This window comes from Sphingomonas sp. (assembly GCF_039595165.1).
Taxonomy (GTDB): Bacteria; Pseudomonadota; Alphaproteobacteria; order Sphingomonadales; family Sphingomonadaceae; genus Sphingomonas.
In genome coordinates, this window is the sequence record NZ_JBCNMA010000096.1 from 1 (window position 1) to 13,065 (window position 13,065).

The following is a 13,065-nucleotide window of genomic DNA, read 5'->3' on the forward strand; positions in this document are numbered from 1 at the left end:
GTGTCCGAGCTGATCTCCGAGGGCAATATCGGCCTGATGCAGGGCGTGAAGAAGTTCGAGCCCGATCGCGGCTTCCGCCTCGCCACCTATGCGATGTGGTGGATCCGCGCCTCGATCCAGGAATTCATCCTGCGCTCGTGGAGCCTGGTGAAGATGGGCACCACCGCCGCGCAGAAGAAGCTGTTCTTCAACCTGCGGCGGATGAAGGCCAAGCTCGACGCGTTCGAGGATGGCGACCTTTCCCCCGAGCATCTCGCCAAGATCGCCAAGGATCTCGGCGTGACGGAGGAAGAGGTCACCTCGATGAATCGGCGCATGGCGATGGGCGGCGACACCTCGCTCAATGTGCCGATGCGCGAGGACGGCGAGGGCCAGTGGCAGGACTGGCTGCAGGACGACAGCGCACTGCAGGACGAGGTCGTCGCCGAGGCGCAGGAGGCGGACGTCCGCCACGGCATGCTGGTCGAGGCGATGGACGAGCTCAACGAGCGCGAGAAGCATATCCTCACCGAGCGCCGCCTGACCGATGACCCCAAGACGCTCGAGGAGCTCAGCCAGGTCTATGGCGTGTCGCGCGAGCGCGTCCGCCAGATCGAGGTGCGTGCGTTCGAGAAGCTGCAAAGGGCGATGATGCGGCTGGCCGGCGACCGCCGTCTGCTCGCGGTCGGCTGAACGCCGGAACGGGGGCGGGATTGGCGAAGGCTGGAATGCGGAGGTCGTGGGGCCGCCGGCTCATCGTCTGGGCCGGCAAGGCGCTGCTGATCTTCGTGTTCGGTTCGTTGCTGCTGGTCGCGCTGTTCCGCTTCGTGCCCCCGCCCTTCACGCTGACCATGGCCGGCGACCTCGTCTCCGGCCATGGCGTCACCAAGAGCTGGGTGCCGCTCGACCGCATCGATCCCGACATGGCCCGCGCCGCGATCGCGGCGGAGGATTCGTCCTTCTGCACGCATGGCGGCTTCGACTATGATTCGATCGCTGCGGCGATGTACCGCAACGCCAAGGGCGGCAAGGTGCTGCGCGGCGGCTCGACGATCAGCCAGCAGACCGCCAAGAACGTCTTCCTGTGGCAGGGCGGCGGCTATTTCCGCAAGGCGCTCGAAGCGTGGTTCACCGTGCTGATCGAGCTGATCTGGCCCAAGAAGCGGATCATGGAAGTCTATCTCAACGTCGCCGAGACCGGCATCGGCACCTATGGCGTCGAAGCGGGGTCGCGGCGCTATTTCAAGCACGGCGCGGCGAACATGACTCGCGCCGAGGCCGCGCGCATTGCCGCGGTGCTCCCGCTGCCCAAGAAAAGGGCGGGTGTCGCCCCGCAGGGCTTCACCCGCCGCTACGGCAACTCGATCGCGGCGCGGATCGGCGTGGTCCAGCGCGAGGGCCTGGACGCCTGTCTGCGCTGAGCGGACGTTACTTGGTCGTCTCTTCCGCGCCCCGCTCGATCCGGTCGCCGGCCTTCTTGGCCGCATCGCCGACCTTTTCGGCGCCGTCGCCGACGCTCTTCGCGGCTTCGGCGATCGCGTCGTCCTTGCGCGTCTCGCTGCTGTTCTCGCTCAGGAACCAGAAGGCGCCGACCACCACGATGATCAGCGCGAGGATCCCGAGGATCAGCCCGCCGCCACCGCCGCTGCGTTCGACCACCGTGGTGGTACCGCCGGCATCGCGCTCGGTCACGCGCTCCTGAGTCACCCCGTCGTCCCGCTCGACAATTCGTTCGTCAGCCATTTCGCATCTCCCGTTGTGGGTTCAGACGGCGACACTAACGGCTGCGGCGAAGCGATTGTTCCCGTTGTGAAATATTCAGAAAGGCAGCTTGAACCCCGGCGGGAGAGGGATACCGCTGGAAAGCTTGGACATTTCGGTCTGCGCCGCCGCATCGGCCTTTGTGCGGGCATCGTTGAGCGCGGCGGCGATCAGGTCCTCGAGCATCTGCTTCTCGCTCGGTGCAAGCAGGCTCTCGTCGATGTCGACGGCGATGATGCGGCCCTTGGCGCTAGCCTTGACCTTGACCAGCCCGCCGCCCGAGGCGCCCTCGACCTCGATCGTGTCGAGATTGGCCTGGGCCTTGGTCAGTTCGTTCTGGACGTTCTGGGCCATGGCCATGATGTCTTCGATGCTCTTCATGCGGTCCTCCGGGTCGGGGTCCAGCCGATCAGTTCGGCTTCGGGAAATGCTTCGAGCGCGGCGGCGACGACCGGCGAGGCCAGCACCGCATCGCGCTCCGCCGCGGCTTCGGCGGCTTTGACCTCGGCGAGCGTCTGCCCGCCGGGCGCCGCGGTGACCTTGAGCGACCAGCGCTTGCCCAGATGGCGGCGCAGCGCCTGCTCGAAATCGCTCACCAGGTCGGCGGGCAGGCCCTGGCTGCTCACCTCGATCACCGGGGGATCGAACGCGATGACGCGGATGAGGTTGCGGGCGCGGGCCGCGACGTGATGCTCATGCGCCGCTTCGAGCCGCTCCAGCACTTCGGCGAGGTCGCGCGGCGCCGGGGGCTCGGCGGGAGCCGAAGGCATCGCGGACGGCGCGGCGGCGATCGGCATGCCGTCGGCCAGCTTGCGCGCGAGTTCGCCCGGGTCGGGCAGGGTCGAGGCGTGGATGACGCGGAGCAGCGCCATCTCGCACGCTTCGATCGGGAGCGCCGCCTTCGCCACCTCGTCATGGCCCTTGAGCAGCAGCTGCCAGAGCCGATGAAGCGCGGGGAAGCCCAGCTTCGCGGCCCATTCCGCGAGCGCCGCGGTTTCCTCGGCGGCCTGCCCCGGGATCGCTTCGTTGCCGAGCTTCGACAAGGTCACGCGGTGGACGGTCTCGAGCAGCGACTTGAGCACTGCCTGCGGATCGACGCCGAGGTCGTACTGGTCGCGCAGTGCCGCCAGCGCACCCGGGCCGTCGCCCGCGATCACCAGTCCGAACAGCGCGCGGATCGCGTTGCGGTCCGACAGGCCGAGCATCGCCCGCACCGCCTCGGCGGTCACCGCCCCGCCCTCCATGCCGGCATGGGCGATCGCCTGGTCGAGGATCGACAGGCCGTCGCGGGCCGAGCCCTCGGCGGCACGAGCGATCATCGCCAGCGCCTCGGGCTCCGCCTCGGCGCTCTCGGCCGCGACCACTTCGGCGAAATGCGCGGCGAGCTTCTCGGCCGGGATGCGGCGCAGGTCGAAGCGCTGGCAGCGCGAGAGCACCGTCACCGGCACCTTCTGCACCTCGGTCGTCGCGAACAGGAACTTCACATGCGCCGGCGGCTCCTCGAGCGTCTTCAAGAGCGCGTTGAACGCGTTCTTCGACAGCATGTGGACTTCGTCGATGATGTAGATCTTGTAGCGCGCCGACACCGCGGCGTAGCGCGAGGCGTCGATGATCTCGCGGACGTCGTCGACGCCGGTGTGGCTCGCCGCGTCCATCTCGATCACGTCGATATGCCGCCCCTCGGCGATCGCGCGGCACGGCTCGCACACCCCGCACGGATCGATCGTCGGCCCGCCCCGCCCGTCCGGGCCGATGCAGTTCAAGGCCTTGGCGATCAGCCGCGCGGTCGAGGTCTTGCCGACCCCGCGCACGCCGGTGAGCAGGAAGGCATGCGCCAGTCGGTCGCGCTTGATCGCGTTGCCGAGCGTCTGCACCATCGCATCCTGCCCGATCAGCTGGGCGAAGGTCTGCGGCCGGTATTTGCGCGCGAGGACGCGGTACGCCGTGTCGCGCGGCTGCGGGGGTTCGTCGAGGCCAAGGGAGTCGGACATGGAATGACCAATCTAGCGGCTCGACCGGCGCTCCGCCATGCCCCGATGCGCGATTTCAGGTGATTGTGGGCGCGGGGCGCGGCGGGTTAGCCGATCACCTCGAGCACGGCGGCGCGGGCGATGGCCGCGGCGCGAAGGTCGGCCGGGGTGCGGCGGGAAAAGAGGCTCAGCGGCGGGCGCTTGGCCCGGGGCTGGCGATGGGTCCTGATGGTGGTCGTGGTCTTGTCGAAGTTCGGTTTCACTAAAGTTCCTGTCTGGGTTGAACGGCGGCTTCGCGCTTCTCGCGCGCCGCGTCGGTGCGCTCCTGGCGCTCGGCCATGGCGAGCCATGCCGCCTCGGCGCGCAGGTTGCGCTCGCGGACATTGGCGAGATCGCTCGCCTCCGCTTCGGCGCGGCACTTCGCCGCCTGTTGCCGGTAGATGATCGTCTGGGAGGCCATGGGGTCTCCTCCTGTGGTTGGTGGGCGGCGCGCCGGGGCGGCCGCCCGGGAAAGCGAGGTCAGTCGGCGGGCTGGAGGTTGGTCGCGGCCATCTTGCCGCGCTTGTCGGCCTCCAGCTCGTAGCTGACGCGCTGATCCTGGTTGAGGGTCGCCATGCCGGCGCGCTCGACCGCGCTGATATGGACGAAGGCGTCGTTGCCGCCGCCGTCCGGCGCGATGAAGCCATAGCCCTTGTCGCTGTTGAAGAATTTGACGGTGCCAGTGATGCTCATTGGATGTTCCTTCTGTTGCGGCGCGTCCCGTGTGGACGGACCTCTCGCTGCGGAGGCAGGGAAAGAAGGAAGAAGGGGCCGCAAAGCACCGAAGACCGTCGATTTGCGACTGTAGCGACGGGAATATGGGGGTGCGGGGCGGGGATTGCAAGGGACGGCGGCGCGAGCGGCAGGTCGGCCGGTGGAGCGCGCAGCAGGCCGCAACGCTCGCGGTCGTCTGCGCGCGCGGGAGGCGGGCCGCGGAAGTTTACACTAGCTTGACACTATGCGCGCCCCGACTTGTCCTCCCCCGCCCGCTGGACATCGCGCGCAGATCGCCGCGGCGTGACGGGCGCTTGGACGGTTGCGGGGACGAAGGCGATCGGGCGGGCATGCAAGGTCCTTTCGGAGCGAGAGGACTCATCAGATATGCCGGAATGGGGGCTGTAGGAAAGTTCTTTTTTTGTTCCGGTTCGGGGCAGGAAGAAGGCTGGATTCACGCGAAGGCGCGAAGGCGCGAAGACGCGAAGAAGAAGGGTTTTGGTTCGCGCGGAGACGCGAAGAGCGCGGAGGTGTTGCGCTGCGTTGAGGCGGGACGCCGCGCAGCGGCCTTCATGCTTGCGGCGAGGTGTGGAGCGGAAGGTCCCGCTGGCGCGAGACGGGCCTCTCCGCATCTCTGCGCCTCTGCGCGAATCCACTTCTTCTTCGCGCCTTCGCGCCTTCGCGTGAACCGATCCCTTCTCACCCGACCGCCGGGGCGGTGGCGGGGGTGAGGGTCTGGGGCTCGATCGAGGTGTAGCCGGGCTTGGCCCCGGTGCGGGCGGCGGCGCCGGGTTCGCCGGTGCGGCGGGGCGAGGCCTTGCCGGTCTCGCGGTCGAGGCCGCGGGCGGTGAGCCAGTCGACCGCGGCGGCTGCGGCGACGAAGCCGACCGCGCCCCACAGGAAGGCGGATTTGGGCGCGCGGCGGGCGGCGAGGCCGAGCGCGGCGAGGTCGATCGCGTCGCCGGCGACGCGGTTCCAGACATTGGTGGAGTGCGCGGGCGCGGCGAGCAGCCCGGCGCCCGCCACCGCCTCACGCACGCCGAAGGCGCGCAGCGTGTTGCGGGTGGCGGCATCGTCCTGGCCGAGCGCCTGCGCGATGCGCCGCGTCGCCAGCAGCTCCACCGCGCCGAGCGCGATCGAGAAGACGCCGAGGCCGAAGCTCAAGCCTTTGTAATTCATGTTGGAGTCCCGTTCGCTGGGGTGTGGGGCGGGAACGGGTGATGGGGGCGGAGGTTCCGGATGAATTGCGCGGCAGCAACCTATGGGCCAGCCGTCCTAGCGCGCGGCATCGGGGACGCCGGGCTCGAGCTCGTGGAAGCGGCGTGGTCGAAGGTGAAAATCGGCTTTCGGTCGGCGTGATCGCGTTCGTGGTCGGTCCTCTCGTGTGCTGTGGAGGACCGGTTAGGTATGCCGGAATGGGGGCTGTAGGAAAGTTCTATTCTTGTTCTCCTAGGACAGGAAAAAACTGGTTCACGCGGCGAGCGGAGGACAGACGCGTTTGAACGCCTAGCGGCGCCAGCCGCCTTTGACGGCGTATCTATCTTTGCACCTTCATCAATGCGGCTCATTGACAGGAGGACGCATCAAACGCTCAATAGCGTAACGTGGAAAAGGGGGCTTGAGAGTGGCGGACAACGACTCCGGTGGACAAGATTTGATCGTCCGCGGCGACTCGGTAGAGCGCACCTACTCTAACTATCGCGATCGCCGGTACGTCGTTAATCGAGCGTATCAGCGCAAGCTCATTTGGACATTGGACGAGAAGCAAAAGTTCATAGATTCGGTGCTGCGCGGCTATCCGGTCCCGCTAATTCTTCTGGCAGAAGACAGTAAGGGCGGATCCGGTTTACTTGAGATAATCGACGGCATGCAGCGATTAAATGCTATCATGTCCTTTATTCAAAACGAATATTCTGTACATGATAGCTATTTTGACCTCAATACGATGGCCGTCACTAAGTCTCAGTTAGACGCCGGCGAGCTTGAACAACGAAACCCTATTCTAGATCGCGAGGAATGCGTTCGCTTAGCATCGTACGTCCTCCCTTTCTCTATTTACGAATTTGCAGATACTGAAGCTGTAAATACCGTCTTTCGCAGGATTAACTCGGGTGGCCGCAAACTTTCCCGACAGGAGTTGAGGACGGCGGGTGCCAACGGTCACTTTGCTACGGCTGTGAGGCGCATAGCGTCACGAGTTCGTGGCGATGCATCGCACGGAGACACGTTACGACTGAATGAAATGGGCAAAATAAGCATTACCAACCGTGATCTGAATTATGGGATAGCAGTTGAAGATATATTTTGGGTTAAACAAGGAATTTTGACTAAAGAGCAAGTCAGAGAAAGCCGAGATGAAGAGCTCATCGCCGACATATTAGCGTATATGGTTTCCGACTCGCCAGTTTCATCCAGATCTGAATTTACGGACGCGTACTTTGGAATGCTTGACGACGATGCCGCACAAACTCGCTATAGGCAAATAGAGACCAACGTTCAGAAACGTGGGGCTGATCTAGTAATATCGGACTTCCAAAGAACATTCGACGAACTAAAATTGACAATTGAGACTAGCGGACAGACTCTGACGCAGCTTTTGCTTGGGACGCAGGTAGCGCGAGCTCCAAGATATTTTCAGGCGATATTCCTCGCATTCTATAAGCTCATTGTTCGAGATGGGATGAAGGTTGCAAACCGGCAAACGCTAATTGGGAAAATGAAAAATAGCGGGCAGAACATCGTCATCGCGGAGGGCGGCGCCTGGGTTGCTGAGCAGCGTCAGGCCGCAGTTCATTCTGCTGCAGGCATCTATGGCGACGCTTTCACCAAAGCAACTGGATCAGATCCTGCTCTGATACATTGGGTATCTCGCTTTGAGAACTTGCTCGCACAGTCACTTACCGAACAGTCTGCCTATGATTTCAAGCAAGGCTTCCTCAGGTTGGATGGAAACAATCAGTTTGATGAAGAGTGCTTTGACAACGTCTTACGAACCGCTGTCGGTATATCGAATATCCGCAAAGATTACATTGGATATATAGTCATAGGGGTAGCTGAGAATATACAAACCGCAAAACGCGTGCAGGAGCTCTACGATATCCAGCCTGTAGTTTTTGCGAGCTATTACGTCACCGGCTTGGACCATGAGGCAACCGCCTTGGGCAAGAACCAAGATAAGTACTTTCAGATGATCGTAGAAAAAGTTCTATCATCTAAAGTTTCAAGCCCCTTGCGAGAATACCTCGCAAGACATCTTAGAACCATTCGGTATTACGACAAAACGATATTTGTATTTGAAATACAAAGCCAAGAAGACCCAAGCAACTATGAGGGTAGATACTACGACAGGACAGGAGCGCAATTGAAAGAGGTCGATCCAGCAAACTTACCAACCTTCATTCGCCGCTATATTGGAGGCCTGTAACTACTCCGCCGCCACACGCTCCCCCACCCTGCCCCGCTCCAGCAGCGGCGCGAGATACGTCCCCGTATAACTCCGCGGCGCCTTCGCCACCTGCTCGGGCGTGCCCTCGGCCACCACCTCGCCGCCCTTGACGCCGCCTTCCGGCCCCAGGTCGAGGATCCAGTCCGCCGTCTTGATGACGTCGAGATTGTGCTCGATCACCACCACTGTATTGCCCTGCTCGACCAGCGCGTGGAGGACTTCGAGGAGCTTGCGCACGTCCTCGAAGTGCAGGCCGGTGGTGGGTTCGTCCAGGATATAGAGGGTCTGGCCGGTGGCCCTTCGCGCCAGTTCCTTGGCGAGCTTGACGCGCTGCGCCTCGCCGCCCGACAGGGTCGTCGCCTGCTGGCCGACCTTGATATAGCCGAGGCCGACTTCCGCCAGCATCGCCATCTTGTCGCGGATCGGGGGGACGGCCTTGAAGAACTCGACCGCGTCCTCGACCGTCATGTCGAGCACGTCGGCGATGCTCATCCCCTTGAACTTCACCTCCAGCGTCTCGCGATTGTAGCGCGCGCCGTGGCAGACGTCGCAGGTGACGTAGACGTCGGGGAGGAAGTGCATCTCGATCTTGAGCACGCCGTCGCCCTGGCACGCCTCGCACCGGCCGCCCTTGACGTTGAAGCTGAAGCGGCCGGGCTTGTAGCCGCGCGCCTGCGCCTCGGGCAGGCCCGCGAACCAGTCGCGGATCGCGGTGAAGGCGCCGGTATAGGTCGCCGGGTTCGAGCGCGGGGTGCGGCCGATCGGCGACTGGTCGATGTCGATCACCTTGTCGAGATGCTCGAGCCCGGTGATCTTGTCGTGCTTGCCGGCGAGGACGCGCGCGCCGTTGAGCTGGCGCGCGGCGGCGGCGTAGAGCGTGTCGATGGTGAAGCTCGACTTGCCCGAGCCGGACACGCCGGTGATGCAGGTGAAGGTGCCGAGCGGGATCGACGCGGTGACGCCGGTCAGGTTGTTGGCGGTAGCGTTGTGGACGGTGAGCTTCTTGCCGGTGCCCTTGCGGCGCTTGGCCGGGACCTCGATGCGGCGGGTGCCGTTGAGATAGTCGGCGGTGACTGAGCCTTCGGTGGCGAGGACCTCGTCCAGCGAGCCGCGGGCGACGACCTCGCCGCCATGGACGCCGGCGCCGGGGCCCATGTCGATCAGATAGTCGGCGGTGCGGATCGCATCCTCGTCATGCTCGACGACGAGCACGGTGTTGCCGAGATCGCGCAGGCGGCGGAGCGTGGCGAGCAGCATGTCGTTGTCGCGCTGGTGCAGGCCGATCGAGGGCTCGTCGAGGACGTAGAGCACGCCGGAGAGGCCGCTGCCGATCTGCGAGGCGAGGCGGATGCGCTGGGACTCGCCGCCCGAGAGGGTGCCGCTGGTGCGGTCGAGGTTGAGATAGTCGAGGCCGACATTGTTGAGGAAGCCGAGCCGCTCGTCGATCTCCTTGAGGATCGCGCGGGCGATCTCCTGCTGCTGGGGGGTGAGGTCCTGCGGCAGGCTGGCGAAGAAGGGCAGCGCGTCGGTGACCGACAGGCGGGTGACGCTGGAGATATCGCGGCCGGCGATCTTGACCGCCAGCGCTTCGGGCTTGAGGCGGGCGCCGTGGCAGGTCTCGCAGGCATGGGCGGCCTGGTATTTGCTGAGCTCCTCGCGCATCCACGCGCTCTCGGTCTGGAGCATGCGGCGGTTTAGGTTGCCGATGACGCCCTCGAACGGCTTGCGGACGTCGTAGGACTTCTTGCCGTCGACGAAGGTGAGCGTGACGGGCTTGCCGGCGGTGCCGTGGAGGATGATCAGCTGGACCTCGCCGGGGAGGTCGCGCCACGGCGTGTCGAGGCTGAAGCCGAACTCGCGGGCGAGGCTGCCGAGGACCTGCATGTAATAGGGCGATGGCGGGTTGGACTTGGCCCAGGGGACGACCGCGCCCTTCTTGATCGAAAGGTCGTGGTTGGGGACGACGAGGTCCTCGTCGAACACCAGCCGCTCGCCGAGGCCGTCGCACGCCGGGCACGCGCCCTGCGGGGCGTTGAACGAGAAGAGGCGCGGCTCGATCTCGGGGATGGTGAAGCCGGAGACGGGGCAGGCGAACTTTTCGCTGAAGACGATGCGGTTGGCGGGGACGCCGGTGTTCTTCATCGAGCCGCCGGTGACGTTGGTCTCCGCGACGAACTTCTGCGGGGCCTCGGCGACGCGGTTGCCGGGGAGTTCGTCGACCGTGGTGTCGACAAGGTCGATGTACGCCAAGCCCTCGGCGAGCTTGAGTGCGGTCTCGAAGCTTTCGGCGAGGCGGGTGGCGATGTCGTCGCGCACGACGAGGCGGTCGACCACCACCTCGATGTCATGCTTGTACTTCTTGTCGAGCGCGGGGGCTTCCTCGATCAGATAGGTCTCGCCGTCGATGCGGACGCGCTGGAAGCCGGCCTTTTGCCATTCGAGCAGCTCCTTGCGATACTCGCCCTTGCGGCCGCGCACGACCGGGGCGAGGAGCAGGAGGCGCGTCCCCTCGGGCAAGCCTAGGACGCGGTCGACCATCTGGCTGACGGTCTGCGCGGCGATCGGCAGGCCGGTGGCGGGGCTGTAGGGGATGCCGACGCGCGCCCAGAGCAGGCGCATATAGTCGTAGATCTCGGTGACGGTCGCGACGGTCGAGCGCGGGTTGCGGCTGGTGGTCTTCTGCTCGATCGAGATCGCGGGCGACAGGCCCTCGATATGCTCGACATTGGGCTTCTGCATCATCTCGAGGAACTGGCGCGCATAGGCGGACAGCGACTCGACGTAGCGGCGCTGGCCCTCGGCATAGATGGTGTCGAAGGCGAGCGAGGACTTGCCGCTGCCCGACAGGCCGGTGATGACCGTGAGCGTGTCGCGCGGGATGTCGATGTCCACGCCCTTGAGATTGTGCTCGCGCGCGCCGCGGACGGAGATGTGAGTCAGCATAGTGAGTGAGTTCTAGCTTTGTTCTTTGGGGGAAGCTAGTGGGGAGATAGGGGCGCGGGTGCGCGCCTGCGAGGGGGACGTCGCGTTTCCGGTGCAAATCGCGGCGAAGATGTCATCGCCGCGTCATTTTCGCCCGCATTCTCCCGGAACAGAGCAAGTCGCGCGCGAAATAAACGCTTGGGCGGTTGCCGGCCGCGCTGCTCCATGTAACGCACCGACGCTATGACGGCAAAAACGGGGGATGATGTGCCGACTTTCACTGGAACGAATGCGTACAGCACCTATCAGCTCGAAGCATCGGGCGTAGCGAGCACCCTGTTCAACAACGACGGATCGCTGCTCTATGTTGCGCGGCGTGACGGCAAGATCGATGTCTTCGACACCGCCACGCACGGCCTGATCACGACCTGGAACGTGGGTACGACGCTTGGCGGAATGAGCCTTTCCGAGGACGGCACGTTTCTTCTGGTCGCCGAGAAGACCAGCGGAGCGGGTGGCACGCCGGGGATCGTCCATCGCGTTTCAACCGCGACCGGAACGGTCCAGGATTACATGGCTCCGAACAATTCGTTCCATGATGTCGAGATCGTTGACGCGCACACGGCGATCATCACCGGCCCGACGGCTCAGCGTCTCAATCTGGATACGGGGCAATTCACGCCCCTCGATTCCGCCGTCAGATACAGCAGCGCGCGATGGGTGCTGACCGAGGACAATCACCTCACGCTGATCGGCGAGCCGGGAATTTCCAGCGGCCCATCCTATCTGTACGACGACCGCACGCAGAGCATCGTCGCGCGTGGCGACACGTATGAATTCGACAAGGGCATGTCCGGCGGATTCGTGTGGGGAATCCAGGCCGTCAGCGAGGCGGCCGGGCTCGCGGTGCAGTATCTCTACCACTATACGGTGGCCGTCTACGACCTCAATCTCGACTTCCAGCGGTTCTTCACGCTGCCTTCCAACTTCATCGACGGCCTGACGTTCGACGAAACCGGTACTTACCTCTACGTTTATCAGATCGACCAGGGCGCCGTGGACAAGTACCGGGTCTCGGACTTCTCGCTGGTCGAACGCATCTCGGTCACCGGATCCGATTGGCACAACTACATCGGCTATGGCGATCAGCTGCACATCTCCGCTGACGGCAGCTATATCAGCGTGCTCGACAATTCGTCGGTCGGCCGCCTGCAGCTGATCGACCTCAGCGCGCGCAACGAGACCTTCGCCGGCACGGCCGATGCCGACACCTTCATCGGCCGCGACGGCAACGATACCTATCTGGTCGGCAACGGCGATATCGTCGTCGAGGCACAAGCCGAAGGCGTCGACACCGTCGTGACCGGCCTGGTCAGCTATACGCTGGGCTCCAATGTCGAGAATCTCACGCTCACCGGATCGGGCGGGTCCGCCGGCACCGGCAACGATCTCGACAATGTGATCGACAGCACCGCCGGTTCGGGCAATTCGGTGCTGGACGGCCTGGGCGGCAACGACGTGCTGCGCTCCGGGAGCGGGAACGACCGGCTCGACGGCGGCGCCGGCACCGACACGATGGCCGGCGGCGCGGGCGACGACACCTATTTCGTCGACCATGCCGGCGACATCATCACCGAGCTGGCCGAGGGTGGCATCGACCGGGTCGAGTCTTCCGTGAGCTACACGCTCGGCGCGAATGTCGAGCATCTGACGCTCACCGGCGGGGCGCTGAACGGCACCGGCAACGACCTGGCCAACATGATCCGCGGCAACGCGCTGAACAATATCCTGTCGGGCGGCGACGGCGACGACCTGCTGTACGGCTATGAGGGCAACGACACGCTGATCGGCGGCGCGGGCGCCGATCTGCTCGACGGCTGGGCCGGCAAGGACACGGTCGACTATTCGACCGCGGCGCTGGGCGTGACGGTGACGCTGGGCCAGGCGGCGACCAGCGCGCGGGGCGATTCGAGCGAAGGCGACCGGCTGTACAATATCGAGAACCTCACCGGGTCGATCTACTGGGACGAGTTGACCGGCAACGAGGTGGCGAACATCCTGCTCGGTGGTGGAGGCAACGACACGCTGACCGGAAACGGCGGGGCGGACGTGCTCGACGGCGGCACCGGCGCGGACCTGATGACCGGCGGCACCGAGGACGACATCTATTATGTCGACGATGCCGGCGACCGGGTGGTCGAGCAAGCCAATGGCGGCAACCGCGACGAGGTCCGT

12 protein-coding genes are annotated in these 13,065 nt (G+C 64.5%); 4 read left to right on the forward strand and 8 right to left on the reverse strand.

Annotation, left to right across the window (positions count from 1 at the left end; translation table 11 throughout):
* Together ABDV68_RS14265 and mtgA are read left to right on the forward strand one after the other, a co-directional pair.
* The coding region (locus ABDV68_RS14265; RefSeq protein ID WP_343520735.1) for an RNA polymerase factor sigma-32 at window positions 1-672 on the forward strand (672 nt) is incomplete at its 5' end.
* A gap of 35 nt (window positions 673-707) precedes the next feature.
* A complete protein-coding gene (gene mtgA, locus ABDV68_RS14270) occupies window positions 708-1,400 on the forward strand; it encodes a monofunctional biosynthetic peptidoglycan transglycosylase (RefSeq protein WP_343520736.1) in 693 nt (230 codons plus the stop codon).
* Window positions 1,401-1,407: 7 nt separating this feature from the next.
* On the opposite strand, the gene ABDV68_RS14275 is transcribed toward mtgA, so the two are convergent.
* From ABDV68_RS14275 to ABDV68_RS14305, 7 genes are all read right to left on the reverse strand, one after another.
* On the reverse strand, window positions 1,408-1,722 hold the full coding sequence (locus tag ABDV68_RS14275) for a hypothetical protein (protein WP_343520738.1): 315 nt from the start codon (window positions 1,720-1,722) through the stop codon (window positions 1,408-1,410).
* A 75-nt stretch (window positions 1,723-1,797) separates the two neighbouring features.
* Entirely contained in the window at window positions 1,798-2,121 is a 324-nt protein-coding gene (locus tag ABDV68_RS14280; RefSeq protein WP_343520739.1) for a YbaB/EbfC family nucleoid-associated protein, read from the reverse strand.
* On the reverse strand, window positions 2,118-3,731 hold the full coding sequence (locus tag ABDV68_RS14285; RefSeq protein ID WP_343520740.1) for a DNA polymerase III subunit gamma/tau: 1,614 nt from the start codon (window positions 3,729-3,731) through the stop codon (window positions 2,118-2,120). Before ABDV68_RS14285 ends, ABDV68_RS14280 begins: the two co-directional genes overlap by 4 nt.
* 86 nt (window positions 3,732-3,817) lie before the next feature.
* Window positions 3,818-3,973, reverse strand: coding sequence for a hypothetical protein (locus tag ABDV68_RS14290; RefSeq protein ID WP_343520741.1), 156 nt, complete (start codon window positions 3,971-3,973; stop codon window positions 3,818-3,820).
* On the reverse strand, window positions 3,973-4,170 hold the full coding sequence (locus ABDV68_RS14295; RefSeq protein WP_343520742.1) for a hypothetical protein: 198 nt from the start codon (window positions 4,168-4,170) through the stop codon (window positions 3,973-3,975). Before ABDV68_RS14295 ends, ABDV68_RS14290 begins: the two co-directional genes overlap by 1 nt.
* 59 nt (window positions 4,171-4,229) lie before the next feature.
* On the reverse strand, window positions 4,230-4,442 hold the full coding sequence (locus tag ABDV68_RS14300; protein WP_343520743.1) for a cold-shock protein: 213 nt from the start codon (window positions 4,440-4,442) through the stop codon (window positions 4,230-4,232).
* 720 nt (window positions 4,443-5,162) lie between these two features.
* Window positions 5,163-5,642 (reverse strand): hypothetical protein, encoded by a 480-nt coding sequence (locus ABDV68_RS14305; RefSeq protein ID WP_343520744.1) that lies wholly within the window; start codon window positions 5,640-5,642, stop codon window positions 5,163-5,165.
* A 445-nt stretch (window positions 5,643-6,087) separates the two neighbouring features.
* On the opposite strand from ABDV68_RS14305, the gene ABDV68_RS14310 reads away from it, so the two are divergent.
* A complete protein-coding gene (locus tag ABDV68_RS14310) occupies window positions 6,088-7,887 on the forward strand; it encodes a DUF262 domain-containing protein (RefSeq protein WP_343520746.1) in 1,800 nt (599 codons plus the stop codon).
* On the opposite strand, the gene uvrA is transcribed toward ABDV68_RS14310, so the two are convergent.
* On the reverse strand, window positions 7,888-10,851 hold the full coding sequence (uvrA, locus tag ABDV68_RS14315) for an excinuclease ABC subunit UvrA (RefSeq protein WP_343520747.1): 2,964 nt from the start codon (window positions 10,849-10,851) through the stop codon (window positions 7,888-7,890).
* Between the two features lie 246 nt (window positions 10,852-11,097).
* On the opposite strand from uvrA, the gene ABDV68_RS14320 reads away from it, so the two are divergent.
* The coding region (locus ABDV68_RS14320) for a calcium-binding protein (protein ID WP_343520748.1) at window positions 11,098-13,065 on the forward strand (1,968 nt) is incomplete at its 3' end.